The following is a 16353-nucleotide window of genomic DNA, read 5'->3' as shown; positions in this document are numbered from 1 at the left end:
CAAGTGTTTCTAATCTAGGATACTGAAAATATGTTACTTGTTAACAAATTTGCTCCGTTCTTTTATTTACAGAAATATGAGCAGAGGATGTCGATTGTTGTGTTTGTAATTCATGTTCTACCATTCGGTCTAATTGCTTAATTGCTTGCAATGCTTTTTCATAAGAAATTGTTCGGTAGTGATGTGCTCCTCCTGGCTCTTCATCCGCTTCATCTGCCCACTTAATAATATTTTGTAGAGTCGTTCTTTCAAGTGTTTGTTCTAGCAAAAAGGAATCCGTATGCAGGAGAATTGCAACAGAAATTTCTTTTGCTTGATCAGGGTGTTCTCCTAATCGGATTAGCAATTTATGTGCTCTTTCTGCTCCTTTAATAGCATGTATATCATTTTCTTTATACAATTCATAGTCCCATTCGCCATTACGATACCATGTATGATGTCCTATATCATGAAGAAAACCAGCCTTTGTTGCCGCATCGACTGAGGCGTGATGCTTTTTGGCTAAGTGAAACGCATGGTAAGCGACGGCAATCGCATGGACCATTCCAGAACGATTTACATACTTTTGTGTAATATGATGTTTGAAAATTTGTTCAAGTGTAATACGGCGCATAAAACATTCACTCCTTTTATTCATTGGTGTATATGATGGAAACCAATAGATTTAGGTATATTTTGAACATTTTACTCCATCATGTTGTATTAGTAAAGTAGAAATGTTTAGGAGAAGAGGCGGTTAAGGAAGTAACAGTTTCTAAGAATGGGGATTCCTTTTCATTGCTATATAAATCCACTTGAATTTTTCAACAAATAAGTCGCTGCTATGCAAACAAAACGTGACCTGCTCTCACTTGCTCTCTTTGTTTTAAACCTTGCACGTGGCAGGAAAAGGCCCTGACCGTTTCTATGCATGGCCAGGTGCTCTCGTCCTCCGCTAAAAAGAAAGGGTTTTTTATGTCTTTTTTATAACGTAAAAATCACCCTAGCTCATGCCAAGGTGACTTCCTACTGCTTATTTTTTTAATCCTTGCTCAAGTGTTTCTAACATTTCATGCTTTTCATTTTCATCAGCATTTTTCCAAATGACTTCAAATAAAACGCCAAGCCCTGGAAGCATTTTTTCCTCACCGCTTTGAATCGCATCGACAATTGTTTCTTGTAATTGGTCTTGTGTGTTTCCAGATACATTTGCTAATACAGCCCCGCGCAAATTAAAGTTCATCACTTTCACCTCTTTTTCTGAATTGAAACTGACGTTAGTTTTTGTTCTTTTTCATGTAAATATGTATGAAAAATAGGCTATAATGAGAAGACAAGAAGAGAGGGAAATACATATTATGAAAAACATTGATTCAGTACAAAATCCGCGCGTAAAGCAGTGGAAAAAGCTACAAACGAAAAAAGAGCGCGATAAAAAAGGTTTATTCTTTGTAGAAGGATTCCATTTAGTGGAGGAAGCTTTAAAGGCAGGAGTTGTAACAGAACTTATCGTTTCAGATCAAACAGATCTCCCAAAAGATTGGACGGTTGCTGATGTTGAAATGTATATTGTGCCTGAAGTAATTGTAAAGGTACTTCGTGAAACAGAAACAACACAAGGAGTATTTGCTGTTTGTGAGAGGCATGAGAAAGAAATAGCTCTTACAGATGGTAAGTTTCTGTTATTAGATGGTTTGCAAGACCCAGGTAATTTAGGGACAATCATTCGCACAGCTGATGCAGCTGGTATTCATGCCGTTGTACTTGGAGAAGGATGCGTGGATGCTTACAATAGTAAGGTACTTCGCTCTACACAAGGTTCTATTTTCCATTTACCGATTGTAAAAGGAAACTTAGAGGAATGGGTAGACAAGTTAAAAGAAAAAAACGTTCCTGTATACGGAACAGCTCTTGAAAACGGAGTTCCATATGGTGAAGTAACACCGGCGGGAAGTTTTGCATTAATTGTAGGAAACGAGGGAAACGGTGTACGCCAAGAAATTCTTACAAAATGTGATCAAAACTTATATATTCCAATTTACGGCGGGGCAGAATCATTAAATGTTGCGGTTGCTGCTGGGATTTTAACGTATTATTTACAAAGCCCAGTTGCGAATCGATAAAAAACTTCTTATAATAAATTGAAGTACATGTTCATAAAGAAGTGGTTACATGCGTAGTCAACTCTTTAGAACATATAATGAAAGTAAAATAATGAAAAACGTTGATAGAGAAGAGTAGCTTACAAAATCGCCATATAGGGAGAGAGTGCCATAGACTGAAAGCACTCTTATGGTAGACGGAAGTGAATTCACCTCTGGAGTTGACGCCAGGACCATTGTTATGTAAAGGCGTTCCGGTTTAACAAACCGTTATAACGAATTGAGTGGGCAGACTTGTTCTGTCAATTTAGGGTGGTACCGCGAATTTACCTCGTCCCTTTTTAGGGAGCGAGGTTTTTTTATTTTTAAAATTAGGAGGGTTCCAAATGGAAGCACGTTTAAAAGAGCTAAAGCAAGAAGCGTTAGAGCTGATTGAAAAAGCGAAAGAGCTAAAGGGCTTAAACGATGTACGCGTTGCGTATTTAGGAAAAAAAGGCCCAATTACAGAAGTATTACGCGGCATGGGGAAATTATCAGCCGAAGAGCGTCCACGTATGGGAGCATTAGTAAATGAAGTACGTGAAGCAATTCAAACGCGTTTAGAAGACAAAATTAACCACTTAGAAAAAGCAGTAATTGAAGCGAAATTAGCTTCTGAAACAATTGATGTTACATTACCAGGCCGTCCTGTAGAAACAGGTTGCCACCATCCTTTAACGGCAGTACTTGAGCAAGTTGAAGATGTATTTATTGGTATGGGGTATGAAGTTGCTGAAGGAACAGAAGTAGAGCAGGATTACTACAACTTTGAAGCACTAAACTTACCGAAAAATCACCCAGCGCGTGATATGCAAGACACTTTCTACATTACAGAAGAAACATTACTACGTACACACACATCTTCTGTGCAAGCAAGAACAATGGAAAAGAATACAGAAAAAGGTCCAATTAAAATTATTTGCCCTGGTAAAGTATATCGCCGTGATGATGACGATGCGACACATTCACACCAGTTCATGCAAATTGAAGGCCTTGTAATTGATAAAAACATTCGTATGAGTGACTTAAAAGGCACACTAGAAGTATTCGTGAAAAAGATGTTTGGTGAAGATCGTGAAATCCGTCTTCGTCCAAGTTTCTTCCCATTCACAGAACCATCTGTTGAGATGGATATTTCTTGTATGATGTGTCACGGCAAAGGTTGCGGAACATGTAAAGGAACAGGCTGGATTGAAATTTTAGGTGCGGGTATGGTTCATCCAAATGTACTTGAAATGGCTGGTTATGATTCAAAAGAATATCAAGGTTTCGCATTCGGTATCGGTGCAGAGCGTATCGCAATGTTGAAATACGGCGTTGATGACATTCGTCATTTCTATACAAATGACGTACGTTTCTTACAACAATTCAAACGAGCGTAAGGGAAGGAGAGGATAAATATGTTCGTATCATATCGTTGGTTACAAGAGTATGTAGATATTAAAGATGTAACGGCACAAGAATTAGCAGACAAAATTACGAAAAGTGGTATTGAAGTAGAGGGCGTTGAAGTATTAAATAAAGGTGTAAAAGGTGTTGTCGTTGGTCACGTATTAGAATGTGAAAAACACCCAGAAGCTGATAAATTAAGTAAATGTCTTATCGACATCGGTGAAGAAGAGCCAGTACAAATTATTTGCGGTGCTCCTAACATTGCAAAAGGTTTAAAAGTACCAGTTGCAAAAGTTGGCGCTGTTCTTCCTGGCAACTTCAAAATTAAAAAAGCCAAACTACGTGGCGAAGCTTCTCACGGTATGGTTTGTGCCCTGCAAGAGCTTGGCATTGACGGAAAACTAGTTGCGAAAGAATATGCAGACGGTATCTTCATCTTCCCAAGTGATGCAGAAGTTGGTGCAGATGCACTTGAAATCTTAAATTTAAACGACGAAGTACTTGAGCTTGGTTTAACACCAAACCGTGCAGATTGTTTAAATATGTTAGGTGTTGCATACGAAGTGGCAGCTATTTACGGTCGTGAAGTAAAACTTCCAGTTGCTGACTTACAAGAAACAGCAGAAAAAACTTCTGACCACATTTCTGTAAGTATAGAAGCAACGGAGCAAAACCCATTATACATCGCAAAAATGGTAAAAAACGTAAAAGTTGGTCCATCACCAATGTGGATGCAAACGCGTCTTATGGCAGCTGGTATTCGTCCAATTAGCAACGTAGTAGATATTACAAACTACATTCTAATTGAATACGGTCAACCATTACATGCATTCGATTATGATAAATTAGGTTCAAAAGAAATCGTTGTTCGTCTTGCAAAAGAAGGCGAAAAAATTCAAACATTAGACGATCAAGAGCGTACGTTACAAGCGCATCACCTTGTGATTACAAACGGCACAAAAGCATTAGCTGTTGCTGGTGTAATGGGCGGAGCTGAATCTGAAGTTGATAACGATACAGTAAACGTTCTAATCGAATCTGCATACTTCGAAGGTCAAACAGTGCGCCGCACATCAAAAGACTTAGGTCTTCGCAGTGAATCAAGTGCACGCTTTGAAAAAGGAATCGACCCAACACGTACATTCGAAGCCATTCAACATGCAGCTGCTTTAATGGCAAAATACGCTGGTGGAGAAGCGCTTGAAGGTGTAGTAGAAGTTGATAACTTACAAGTACAAGAGCGTACAGTATCTGTTACAGCTGAAAAAGTAAACCGTGTATTAGGTACAGAAATCTCTGCAAGTGAAATGAGTACAATCTTCACAAACTTGAAATTCCCATTCACAGAAGTAGAAGGAACATTCCATGTGAACGTACCAGTACGTCGTCCTGATATTACAATTGCAGAAGACTTAGTAGAAGAAGTAGGTCGTCTGTATGGCTACGATCATATTCCAGTTACATTACCAACTGGCACAATGACGCGTGGTAAATTAACAGTAGCCCAAGCGAAACGTCGTAAAGTACGTCGTTACTTAGAAGGCGCTGGCTTATATGAAGCAATTACGTATTCATTAACAAGTGCTGAAAAAGCGAAACAATACATGGTTGAGTTAAACGAAAAAGCTCCTGTGAATCTTGCACTTCCAATGAGTGAAGAGCGCAGTCAGCTTCGTTTAAGTTTAGTACCACAATTGTTAGAAGCAGTTTCTTATAATGTTGCTCGTAAAAACGACAGCGTTGCTTTATATGAAGTAGGTTCTATCTTCTTACCGACAGCAGAAGGCGAGCTTCCGAAAGAAGAGCAGCATCTTGCTGGTGTTATGACAGGTCTTGCACTTCATCACGCATGGCAAGGTGAGAAGAAAGTTGTAGACTTCTTCGTTGCAAAAGGTGTGTTAGAAGGATTATTCGATGTACTTGGTGTTGCAAGTAATATCACATATGCTCCTGCAAAACGTGAAGGCATGCATCCAGGACGTACAGCGGACATCTTACTCGATGGAGAAGTAATTGGTTTCATCGGTCAATTACACCCAGAAGCGCAAAAACAATTAGATGTGAAAGATACATTTGTATTCGAATTGTCTCTAGTAAAAGTATTTGCTACTGATACAGAAGATACGTACTACTCAGCAATTCCACGTTTCCCATCTATGACACGTGATATGGCAGTTGTAGTGACTAAGGAAGTAAAAGCTGGCGAAATGAAGCAAGTGATTGCTGAAGCAGGCGGAGAACTTCTAAAAGAAGTAACATTATTCGACTTATACGAAGGTGAAAAAATGGAAGAGGGCAAGAAATCACTTGCATTCTCTATGAACTACTTCGATTCAGAACGTACATTAACAGACGAAGAAGTAACAGAAGCACATAGCCGTGTATTAGCAGCGGTAGAAGAGAAATTTGGTGCGGAGTTACGTAAATAATTTTTACATGTGAAAGAGAGGATCGTCACTCATGGTAAGAGTGATGATCCTCTTTTTTTATGAAAAGAAAAAATGAATGCAACCAAATCCTGGTTTTCTGTATCTAATAGGGTGTAAAGAACATGAAAACAATCGTATATTGAAATTAATTAGCAAGGGGGTTCTTGAGTAGATGAAAGGTATTCTTTTATTTATAATGAAGTTATAGGAGAAAGGGTGTGTGGATTTCAAATGACGAATATACTTGAACAAATAAAATTATTTTTAAAAATGAATGAGAACATACAATTATTTGCGGTCACCTCAGAAGAGAGTGCGAATGAGTTTAATGTGTTTGAGCAGCGAACAGGAGAATTAGTAGCCTGTTATGAAACTGATGGAAAAGGTGGATTAAAGCATTTTCAAGCGTGCCGAGATTTAGAGAAAGTACGATGTGTACAATTATCGCATGATGAAGTTTATGAGATTGCACAATCTTTTTTACAAGTATTTGCTCCTAATATCGTTAAATCCGTTTATTTTATAAGAATGATTGAAATGGATAACATATTCCAACTTTCCTATGAACTACGAGATGAACGCTACCACTTATCTTTTCCGGATTCTAGTGTCATGCTTGAGATTGCAAAGGACGGGCGTTTTCAATATTTCCTTTTTGAAGGAGAAGCGTGTGAAGTGCGGTATCCGAAAGAGCTTATTACAAAAGAAGAAGCGAAAGAAAAATACATTGAAGCGCTTCGATTTGAATTGCTATTTGCGAAGGCCGATACGGAAATGTTTGCAAATGGAGATGATGCATACCACCTCGTTTATGCACCGAAAGATCACGTTATGGATATAGGTGTAAGCGGAGAACTACATACATATGAGAATTATAATGGATTCGTTCAGCAGTTTCATAACATAGAGAAACGCACTGTACAAAATGGAGAGATTTTAAAATTAATTGGGTTAGATGATACATATGTAAAAATTGATACGAACCGTACAGAGGATAAAGTAACGGAACTTTGGACGAAGCAAGATTACGCTAATGATATCGAATTGGAAGAAGGAGCGCCGTTTCATACCATTCAAGTACGTTTTCATCAAGAAACATTTCAGTGTATAAGTGTAATTAATAATGAACGGAAAGATGGAAAGAAAGAAGCCATAACAGAAGAAGAAGCAAGAGAGTGTGCACTTCAATTTTTATTTGCATGTTATTCTAAAGCTGACGAACAATTTCTGATAGAGAGAAGCCATCCATCGCATCATTGTGTATGGGAAGATGAAAATTGTGAGTCGCAGTACGGGTTTTGGTTCCATCCTCTGCATCGTGGTAAAAGAGTAGATACATACAGTACAGTGATTCAAGTCGGTCAGCAATCTGGGAAGATTTTAGAGTTTCAAGCGGTTAATGGTTTTGATAAAGAACTAGATGAGCTAAATGATGAACCAACAATCTTTGAAAAAGAAGCAAAATTTATTTACGCTCGGGATTTAGAGATGGAACTTGTGTGGACGAAGGCGCAGAATCTATTACCTTACGAGCTTTGCTACGCGCCGTCGTTCCTAAAAACAGACAGACATGTTCGTATGGTTGAAGCGCATACGGGGACGACATTTCCTTTGAAAGTGTAAGTCTTTTAAAGACAACTTGCATCTTTCAAAGGAATGTAGTACATTAATTTTAGTTTAACAAAATGAAAGACGATGATAAGGAAAAGTAGTATATATTATAATCCAAAGCGAGTCAGGGACGGTGAGAGCCTGATGAGGCGGTATATGTGAAGAACACCTTGGAGTTGCTAACCGAAATTGAAGCTTGTATTCAAGAGTAGACTTAGACGGGAATCCGGCCTGTTACAAACCGGGAAGTATGGATTACATACGAGTTAAAGTTGGTCTTTATGACAAATTGGGTGGTACCGCGAAGTTTAACCTTTCGTCCCTTTATGGATGAAAGGTTTTTTTGTATTCAAATATATCAGCAAAGGAGAATTTCATTATGGAAAACACATTAGTAAAAAGTCTGTATAGAGATACAGATAAATACGCAGATCAAACAGTACAAGTATCAGGTTGGATTCGTAACTTACGTGATTCAAAAGCATTTGGTTTCATCGAATTAAACGATGGTAGCTTCTTCAAAAGCGTTCAAATCGTTTTCGATACAGAATTAGAGAACTTCAAAGAAATTGCAAAGCTTCCACTTAGCTCTTCAGTTAAAGTAGAAGGTAAAATAATTGCAACACCTGGAGCGAAGCAACCATTTGAAATTAAAGCAGACAAAATTGATATCGAGGGCTTATCAGATTCTGATTACCCACTTCAAAAGAAGCGTCACACGTTTGAATACTTACGTACAATTGCTCACCTACGTCCAAGAACAAATGCATTCTCAGCAACGTTCCGCGTACGTTCTATCGCAGCATTTGCAATTCACCAGTTCTTCCAAGAGCGCGGCTTCGTACATGTTCACACACCAATTATCACTGGTAGTGATACAGAAGGTGCTGGCGAAATGTTCCGCGTAACAACGCAAGATTTAAACAACGTACCAAAAGGTGAAGACGGACAAGTTGACGAATCAAAAGACTTCTTCGGTAAAGAAACAAACTTAACAGTAAGTGGACAGCTGAATGCTGAAGCTTATGCATTAGCGTTCCGTGATGTGTACACATTCGGACCTACATTCCGTGCAGAAAACTCAAACACAACTCGTCACGCAGCTGAGTTCTGGATGGTTGAGCCTGAGATTGCATTTGCTGAATTAGGTGATGTAATGAACCTTACAGAAGATATGCTGAAATATGCAATGAAATACGTACTAGAGCATGCACCAGAAGAAATGGAATTCTTCAACAGCTTCGTTGATAAAACAGTTCTTGAGCGCATGAATAACGTAATCAACTCTGACTTTGGTCGCATCACATATACAGAAGCAATTAAAGTGCTTCAAGAATCAGGTGCAGACTTCAAATATCCAGTAGAATGGGGTATTGACTTACAAACAGAGCACGAAAGATACTTATCAGAAGAAATCTTCAAACGCCCTGTATTCGTAACTGACTATCCAAAAGATATTAAAGCATTCTACATGCGCTTAAATGATGACGGTAAAACAGTAGCTGCTACTGACCTTCTAGTTCCTGGTATCGGCGAATTAATCGGCGGAAGTCAACGTGAAGAAAGAATGGACGTTTTAGTCGACAGAATTAAAGAATTAGGCATGAACGAAGAAGACTACTGGTGGTACTTAGAGCTTAGAAAATACGGCGGTACAAAACACGCTGGATTCGGTCTAGGTTTCGAACGTTTCCTAATGTATATCACTGGTATGGCAAACATCCGTGACGTAATTCCATTCCCAAGAACTCCAGGTTCTGCGGAGTTTTAAGATATGCAAAAAGCGAGAAGGAGATCTTCTCGCTTTTTTGTTATTTTTTCTCCTGTATAGTTTCTCACCCTGAAGTAAAAAGTAACATTGGGGGTGAATAAAATGGGCAGAAAAGTTAAAAAAGATCCTTCTAGAGCAAGCCTTGGCTCTTCACAAGTCGAGGGGCAAGGAACGACGATACATGAAACGGGTTCTTATAAAGTACCTTCCTCAAATAAGAAACAAAACCAAAGCTAAACATATAAAGAAGAGTAGTCATGTCGACTACTCTTCTTTATATGTTTTTATCTTGAATTTCCTGTACAACTTTATCTAAGTCTTTGTCTAAGCGATCGAAATAGAAAAACCATAGTAAGCTAATGAACACATAATAGATTGCCATGATGCAAAGGTTATCTGTGATATTTTCCATGAGAGATTTAGAAGTGAAAAGGGCTCCAAAAATAAGAGAGACAATAAAGTAAGTAAGAGGAGCGATTAAATGGACGAGTATGTATAGTGATTTTTTGATTTTGGTGTGAGTCATTTGGTGCGCCTCCTTTCATTTCAGATGAGATATGCTAGCTTCAGTATATAATTAGCATCACTAAAGATATTATAAAGTGGATTTATTATGTAGTTGATAATGCATATAAATAATATATCCACTTTGATTTTCCAATATATAAGTCACGGCTATGAAGAACAAAAAGTGACCTGCGCTCGTTCTCTCTCTTTGTTTTTAACTTGGCATGGGGCAGGAAGAGTGTCTGACCGTTTCTATGCATGGACGGATGCTCTTTCCCATCTAAAAAGAAAGGTTTTATCTCGGTTTTTCAATTTGTATTTATATAGAACGAAAAACAAGGCGAAAAGAACACAATTCTTTTCGTCTTGTTTAGTTCATTTATATCCTGTCCATACTGAAAATAACTATTTTTTCAATAAGCAAAATGCCTTTTCTGTATTTGCAAAGTGAAGTTTCACAAATTCAGGAAGACGTTCTTTTCCTAGCTTTTGAATCAATTTTGCTGCGGCAATATCAACTTGTTTGCCTGCACCTTTTGGAAGTGACATACCAGCTTTTTTGCTTAGCTCATCAAACTGTTTTACAAATGAGTACCGAGCTAGAATAGAGGCTGCTGCAACTGCTAAATGGACGCTTTCACCTTTTGTAGCGAAATAGACGTTTTCGCGCTGCACTTCTTTTTGTTTTGCCAAGTATTTATAGTATGTATCTGGCTGCGTGAATTGGTCGATTAAGATGCCTTCTGGTTTTGTCGGCGCGATCTTTGCTAGTAAGTTTGTAATAGCCTTATTGTGTAAGAGTGCCTTTAGTTTACCTTGATTGTTTCCTTTGTCGAACAGTTCGTTATATTTTTCATTATGTAAAACGAGCGAGCTGTAAGGAACAACGGCAAGGAGTTGTTTTGCAATTTCAGCAATTTGAGCATCATTTAAGTTTTTAGAGTCTTTTACCCCAAGTTCTTTTAAGAGTGGAATTTGTTTTGCATCGACATATACAGCAACAACTGTCATCGGTCCAAAGTAATCTCCAGTACCTACTTCGTCAGAGCCAATGATAGACATTGTTCCAATAGAAGAGGGCGGGGCATAACGATGTGAATCCGCTGTTTTTTTAACAGAAGATTTCGGTGTTTGAGAAACATTTTGCCAGCGTGCAGCTTCTTCTATAGCACGTCCTCCTTGAAACATTACTTTGCCGGATTTATAAGCAGTAATGGTACAAGATGGGACTTTTGCCATAAAGACACCGCCTTGCGGAACTTTTGGGGCAATTGCTTGTTTATACTGCTGCTGCATGTCTTCAATTGTTTTAGAACTTGTTTGTATTACGATAGAATTTGACAAGATGGTCGCTCCTTTTTTATATAGTTATTTTTATCATATCGGATTGTTCTTTCTGTTTCCATATTATGATGGTTCATGGTATGATAAACTTTAGGATTCTGTACGTGATTGGAGGCCGATGAGTTGTCACAACAAAAGGGAAATAAAAGTCGAATTAATGTAGAAATCTATGGTCAACAATATTCAGTTGTTGGCGATGAAAGTACAAGCCATATCCGCATGGTAGCAGCGATTGTGGATGATAAAATGCGCGAACTCAATGCCAGGAATCCTTCGCTTGATACGAGTAGACTAGCGGTATTGACGGCGGTAAACGTCATACACGATTACATAAAATTAAAAGAAGTACATGAAAAATTGAAAGAAAGTATGACACACAAAGGAATGGAATAACATGATTGATATTATTATCATTTTACTGCTTGTTATGGGATTTTTCCTTGGTTTAAGAAGAGGATTTATTTTGCAACTTGTAAAGCTAGCAAGTTTTATTATCGCATACCTTGTTGCGTACTGGTACTGTAAAGATTTAGCGCCAGCGCTTGCGAAAATTATTCCGTATCCATTCAGTAAGAATGTATCTGTTCCAGAATGGATTGATGCGAATAATATTGAGACTGTTTTCTATCGAGCAATTGCGTTTATTATATTATTTATTATTACAAAAATTGCACTTTCATTGCTTGGTAATTTGCTGAATATGTTTGCAGAAATTCCGGTTTTAAAGCAAGTAAATGCGCTTGCTGGGGCAATCCTTGGCTTTTTAGAAGTGTATATTATTTTGTTTGTCTTAATTATTATTGGAACAATTCTCCCGATTGAACAAGTACAAACACCATTACAAAAATCATCAATTAGCAAAATAATTGTAGACGATACACCGATTCTTTCTGAAAAGGTGAAGGAACTATGGCAGACAGGTAGCAGAGTATAACTTCTCTTTTTTCGGAAAGAGAAGTTTTTTTTCTATGAAAGAAAGGCGGGGCAAGAATGAAAGTAAATAAAAAACAAGTGATTAAATTACTGGAGACAATCGGCCTTTTTATGGAGCTTAAGGGCGAAAATCCATTTAAAATATCCGCATTTCGTAAAGCGGCAGCAGCATTAGAAAGTGATGATCGCAGTCTTTCTGAAATTGAAGATTTCACAAAGATTCCAGGCATCGGAAAAGGAACAGCAGCAGTTATTCAAGAATATATTGAATCGGCGACATCAGAGGTATTACAGGAGCTTGAAAAAGAAGTGCCGAGCAGTCTATTACCGTTATTAAAATTACCAGGGCTTGGCGGCAAAAAAGTAGCAAAGCTGTACAAAGAGCTTGGCGTGATTGATATGGAATCATTACAAAAGGTTTGTGAAGAAAATAAAGTACAGGCACTTGCAGGGTTCGGTAAAAAAACGGAAGAGAAAATATTAGAAGCAATCGCTCAAGTTGGCTCTCGTCCAGAGCGTTTACCGATTGCAATGGTCTTACCTATTGCCGGGGAAATAGAAGAGAAATTGTCGAATATCCAGGAAATTGTTCGATTCTCTCGTGCGGGTAGTTTACGCCGTGTTCGCGAAACAGTGAAAGATTTAGATTTCATCATCGCAACGACAGAGCCAGCAGCGGTACGTGAACATTTATTGCAGTTTGACAATATGATTGAAGTCATTGCAAGCGGTGATACAAAGGTATCGGTTCGTCTGCAATATGAATACGATATTTCGATCGACTTCCGTCTTGTGAAACCTGAGGAATTTATTACAACGCTTCATCATTTCACAGGCTCAAAAGATCATAACGTAAGAATGCGCCAAATTGCAAAAGATAAAGGTGAGAAAATCAGTGAGTATGGTGTGGAAAACTTAGAAACAGGTGAAGTGAAGACGTTTGAAACAGAAGAAGCATTCTTTGCTCATTTTGGTCTGCCGTTTATTCCACCAGAAGTACGTGAAGACGGAAAAGAGATTGAGTTAATTAAAGAATATCCGAATTTAATTCAGTTCTCTGATATACAAGGTGATTTACATATGCATACAACATGGAGCGACGGTGCTTTTTCGATTGAAGAAATGGTACAAGCATGCCGCGAGCGTGGGTATAAATTTATGGCAATTACTGATCACTCACAATATTTGAAAGTAGCAAACGGTTTAACGAAAGAGCGTCTTCGTGAACAAGGAAAAGAGATTGAGCGCATTAATGAAAAATATCCAGATATTACAATTCTGCGCGGGATTGAAATGGATATTTTGCCGGATGCAACGCTAGATTTTGATGATGAAGTATTAGCAGAGCTTGATTATGTAATTGGTGCAATCCACTCTAGCTTTTCACAAGACCGTGAAACGATTATGAAACGCCTTCGTACAGCAATTGAAAATAAGCATGTTACAATGATTGCTCATCCAACAGGCCGTCTACTTGGACGCCGCGAAGGGTATGATGTAGATACAGATTTACTGATTGAACTCGCGAAAGAAACAGATACAGTTTTAGAGTTAAATGCGAATCCGAACCGCTTAGATTTAAGTGCAAAGTTACTAAAACAAGCGCAAGATGCTGGCGTAAAAGTAGCAATAAATACGGATGCTCATACACTGGAAATGTTAGAAGATATGGAAACAGGTGTAGCGGCAGCACGCAAAGGCTGGATTCAAAAAGATACCGTGATTAACACATGGGATATTGAACGTTTATTAGACTATATGAAACGGAATAAGTAACACAAGGGGGACGTGTGCAACTATGTTAGAAAGAACGTTGCGTGTATTAGAATATAATAAAGTAAAAGAACAATTACTTGAACATACTGCTTCTTCACTTGGTCGTGATAAAGCGAAGAGTCTTGTGCCAAGTACAAATTTTGAAGAAATTGTAGAAATGCAAGAAACAACGGATGAAGCAGCAAAAGTGATTCGCCTAAAAGGACAAGCACCGCTTGGCGGGATTTTTGATATTCGCCCAAATGTAAAACGTGCGAAAATCGGTAGTATGCTAAGCCCACATGAGCTTCTTGATATTGCAAGTACAATGTATGGTAGCCGCCAAATGAAACGATTTATTGAAGATATGGTTGATAATGGCGTAGAGCTACCCATTTTAGAAACGCATGTCGCACAAATTGTGTCTTTATATGATTTAGAAAAAAAAATTACGAACTGCATCGGGGATGGCGGCGAAGTAGTCGATAGCGCAAGTGATAAACTGCGTGGTATTCGTAACCAAATCCGCACTGCAGAAAGCCGTATTCGTGAGAAACTTGAAAATATGACACGCTCTTCCAATGCACAGAAGATGCTATCAGACGCAATTGTAACAATTCGTAATGATCGCTATGTAATTCCTGTAAAGCAGGAATACCGCGGTGTATATGGCGGTATTGTTCATGACCAATCCGCATCTGGACAAACGTTATTTATCGAGCCACAAGTCATTGTAGAACTAAATAACGCACTCCAAGAAGCACGTGTGAAAGAAAAACAAGAAGTAGAACGCATCTTAATGATGTTAACAGAAGAAGTAGCATTAGAAGCAGATACCGTATTAGCAAATGTTGAAGTGATTGCAAATCTTGATTTCATTTTTGCGAAGGCATTTTATGCGAAGAGAATTAAAGCTACAAAACCGATTGTAAATAATGAACGCTATATGGATTTACGACAAGCGCGTCATCCGCTTATCGATCCAAAAGTCATTGTGCCAAACGATATTATGTTAGGAAAAGACTTCACAACAATCGTTATAACAGGACCGAATACAGGTGGTAAGACAGTTACATTAAAAACAGTCGGCATCTGTGTATTAATGGCGCAATCTGGTCTTCATATCCCGGTACAAGACGAATCAGAGATTTGTGTATTTAAAAATATTTTTGCTGATATCGGTGATGAGCAATCGATTGAACAAAGTTTAAGTACGTTCTCCTCTCATATGGTGAACATTGTCGATATTTTAGAAAAAGCTGATTTTGAAAGCTTAGTGTTATTCGATGAATTAGGTGCTGGAACAGACCCGCAAGAAGGTGCCGCGCTTGCGATTTCAATCTTAGATGAAGTGTATAACCGCGGTGCGCGTGTTGTCGCAACAACTCACTATCCAGAGCTAAAAGCATATGGTTACAATCGTGAACAAGTTATTAACGCAAGCGTTGAGTTTGATGTGAACACATTAAGCCCAACGTATAAATTATTAATCGGTGTACCAGGACGCAGTAACGCCTTTGAAATTTCAAAACGCCTTGGTCTATCTGAACGTGTAATAGATCGTGCTCGTAATCATATTAGTACGGATACAAATAAAATCGAAAATATGATTGCGAAGCTAGAAGAAAGTCAAAAAAATGCAGAGCGCGAATGGAATGAAGCAGAAGAACATCGTAAGCAATCTGAAAAACTGCATCATGAATTACAACGTCAAATTATTGAATTTAACGATGAGCGCGATGAAAGATTATTAAAAGCGCAAAAAGAAGGCGAAGAAAAAGTCGAAGCTGCAAAGAAAGAAGCAGAAGGTATCATTCACGAACTTCGTCAATTGCGTAAAGCTCAGCTTGCAAACGTGAAAGATCATGAGCTCATTGAAGCGAAAAGCCGCCTAGAAGGGGCAGCACCAGAGCTTGTGAAAAAACAAAAAGTAAAAGTGAAAAACACAGCACCAAAACAACAGCTACGACCAGGCGATGAAGTAAAAGTATTAACGTTCGGTCAAAAAGGACAGCTTCTTAAAAAAGTAAGTGATAATGAGTGGAATGTTCAAATTGGTATTCTGAAGATGAAAGTGAAAGAATCTGATATGGAATACATTAATACACCGCAACCAGTAGAGAAAAAAGCAGTTGCAACTGTTAAAGGAAGAGACTACCATGTTTCCTTAGAACTTGATCTTCGCGGTGAACGCTTTGAAAATGCGATGATGCGTGTAGAAAAATATTTAGACGATGCACAGCTTGCCAACTATCCGCGTGTATCTATCATTCACGGAAAAGGAACAGGAGCACTTCGCCAAGGTGTACAAGATTACTTGAAAAAACATCGCGGTGTGAAAAACTTCCGCTATGGTGATATGGGCGAGGGAGGCCTCGGCGTAACAGTTGTCGAATTAAAATAGCAAACAACCAAACAAAAGGGGTAAACCAGTATGTTTATGGACAAACTTGCAAAAGTATTGTTAGCTTGTTGCGGCATATTTTTGGTG

14 protein-coding genes and 2 other annotated features are annotated in these 16353 nt (G+C 38.4%); of the genes, 10 read left to right on the top strand and 4 right to left on the bottom strand.

The window, feature by feature from the left end:
• Nucleotides 1-40 precede the first annotated feature (40 nt).
• Both ACIQ7L_RS18150 and sspI read right to left on the bottom strand, forming a co-directional pair.
• The gene (locus tag ACIQ7L_RS18150; RefSeq protein ID WP_400570852.1) at nucleotides 41-613 is read right to left on the bottom strand and encodes an HD domain-containing protein; all 573 of its coding nucleotides are present in this window, start codon (nucleotides 611-613) and stop codon (nucleotides 41-43) included.
• Nucleotides 614-1012: 399 nt separating this feature from the next.
• The gene (gene sspI / locus ACIQ7L_RS18145; protein ID WP_097898363.1) at nucleotides 1013-1222 is read right to left on the bottom strand and encodes a small acid-soluble spore protein SspI; all 210 of its coding nucleotides are present in this window, start codon (nucleotides 1220-1222) and stop codon (nucleotides 1013-1015) included.
• An 82-nt stretch (nucleotides 1223-1304) separates the two neighbouring features.
• Between sspI and ACIQ7L_RS18140 the strand changes: the two genes are divergently transcribed.
• The 6 genes from ACIQ7L_RS18140 (at nucleotide 1305) to ACIQ7L_RS18115 (ending at nucleotide 9560) form a co-directional block, all read left to right on the top strand.
• On the top strand, nucleotides 1305-2102 hold the full coding sequence (locus ACIQ7L_RS18140; protein ID WP_400570851.1) for a TrmH family RNA methyltransferase: 798 nt from the start codon (nucleotides 1305-1307) through the stop codon (nucleotides 2100-2102).
• A 92-nt stretch (nucleotides 2103-2194) separates the two neighbouring features.
• Nucleotides 2195-2423: a binding site (T-box leader), on the top strand.
• Nucleotides 2424-2467: 44 nt separating this feature from the next.
• A complete protein-coding gene (pheS, locus tag ACIQ7L_RS18135; RefSeq protein WP_400570850.1) occupies nucleotides 2468-3502 on the top strand; it encodes a phenylalanine--tRNA ligase subunit alpha in 1035 nt (344 codons plus the stop codon).
• Between the two features lie 18 nt (nucleotides 3503-3520).
• Nucleotides 3521-5941, top strand: coding sequence for a phenylalanine--tRNA ligase subunit beta (gene pheT, locus ACIQ7L_RS18130; RefSeq protein ID WP_400570849.1), 2421 nt, complete (start codon nucleotides 3521-3523; stop codon nucleotides 5939-5941).
• A gap of 231 nt (nucleotides 5942-6172) precedes the next feature.
• Entirely contained in the window at nucleotides 6173-7564 is a 1392-nt protein-coding gene (locus tag ACIQ7L_RS18125; protein ID WP_400570848.1) for a YcdB/YcdC domain-containing protein, read from the top strand.
• Between the two features lie 63 nt (nucleotides 7565-7627).
• Nucleotides 7628-7879, top strand: a binding site (T-box leader).
• Nucleotides 7880-7931: 52 nt separating this feature from the next.
• Complete coding sequence (asnS, locus tag ACIQ7L_RS18120; RefSeq protein ID WP_400570847.1) at nucleotides 7932-9323, top strand: asparagine--tRNA ligase; 1392 nt, start codon at nucleotides 7932-7934, stop codon at nucleotides 9321-9323.
• A gap of 102 nt (nucleotides 9324-9425) precedes the next feature.
• Nucleotides 9426-9560 (top strand): YuzL family protein, encoded by a 135-nt coding sequence (locus ACIQ7L_RS18115; RefSeq protein ID WP_400570846.1) that lies wholly within the window; start codon nucleotides 9426-9428, stop codon nucleotides 9558-9560.
• 37 nt (nucleotides 9561-9597) lie between these two features.
• Here the strand turns inward: ACIQ7L_RS18115 and ACIQ7L_RS18110 are convergent, their stop codons facing one another.
• Nucleotides 9598-9849, bottom strand: a complete 252-nt coding sequence (locus ACIQ7L_RS18110; RefSeq protein ID WP_400570845.1) for a hypothetical protein — start codon at nucleotides 9847-9849, stop codon at nucleotides 9598-9600.
• Between the two features lie 386 nt (nucleotides 9850-10235).
• Nucleotides 10236-11174, bottom strand: a complete 939-nt coding sequence (rnhC, locus tag ACIQ7L_RS18105; protein ID WP_400570844.1) for a ribonuclease HIII — start codon at nucleotides 11172-11174, stop codon at nucleotides 10236-10238.
• Between the two features lie 123 nt (nucleotides 11175-11297).
• Between rnhC and zapA the strand changes: the two genes are divergently transcribed.
• The 4 genes from zapA to ACIQ7L_RS18085 are packed head-to-tail and all read left to right on the top strand — an operon-like array spanning nucleotide 11298 to nucleotide 16266.
• Complete coding sequence (zapA, locus tag ACIQ7L_RS18100; protein ID WP_400570843.1) at nucleotides 11298-11567, top strand: cell division protein ZapA; 270 nt, start codon at nucleotides 11298-11300, stop codon at nucleotides 11565-11567.
• A gap of 1 nt (nucleotide 11568) precedes the next feature.
• Nucleotides 11569-12108, top strand: a complete 540-nt coding sequence (locus tag ACIQ7L_RS18095) for a CvpA family protein (RefSeq protein ID WP_400570842.1) — start codon at nucleotides 11569-11571, stop codon at nucleotides 12106-12108.
• 56 nt (nucleotides 12109-12164) lie between these two features.
• A complete protein-coding gene (gene polX / locus ACIQ7L_RS18090) occupies nucleotides 12165-13883 on the top strand; it encodes a DNA polymerase/3'-5' exonuclease PolX (protein ID WP_400570841.1) in 1719 nt (572 codons plus the stop codon).
• Nucleotides 13884-13905: 22 nt separating this feature from the next.
• A complete protein-coding gene (locus ACIQ7L_RS18085; protein WP_400570840.1) occupies nucleotides 13906-16266 on the top strand; it encodes an endonuclease MutS2 in 2361 nt (786 codons plus the stop codon).
• Nucleotides 16267-16353: the final 87 nt, after the last annotated feature.

Origin of the sequence: Bacillus sp. NPDC094106 (genome assembly GCF_044764345.1) — a bacterium.
Taxonomy (GTDB): Bacteria; Bacillota; Bacilli; order Bacillales; family Bacillaceae_G; genus Bacillus_A.
Note: the sequence above shows the minus strand (reverse complement) of the source record. Positions and strands in the feature narration are given on the sequence as shown.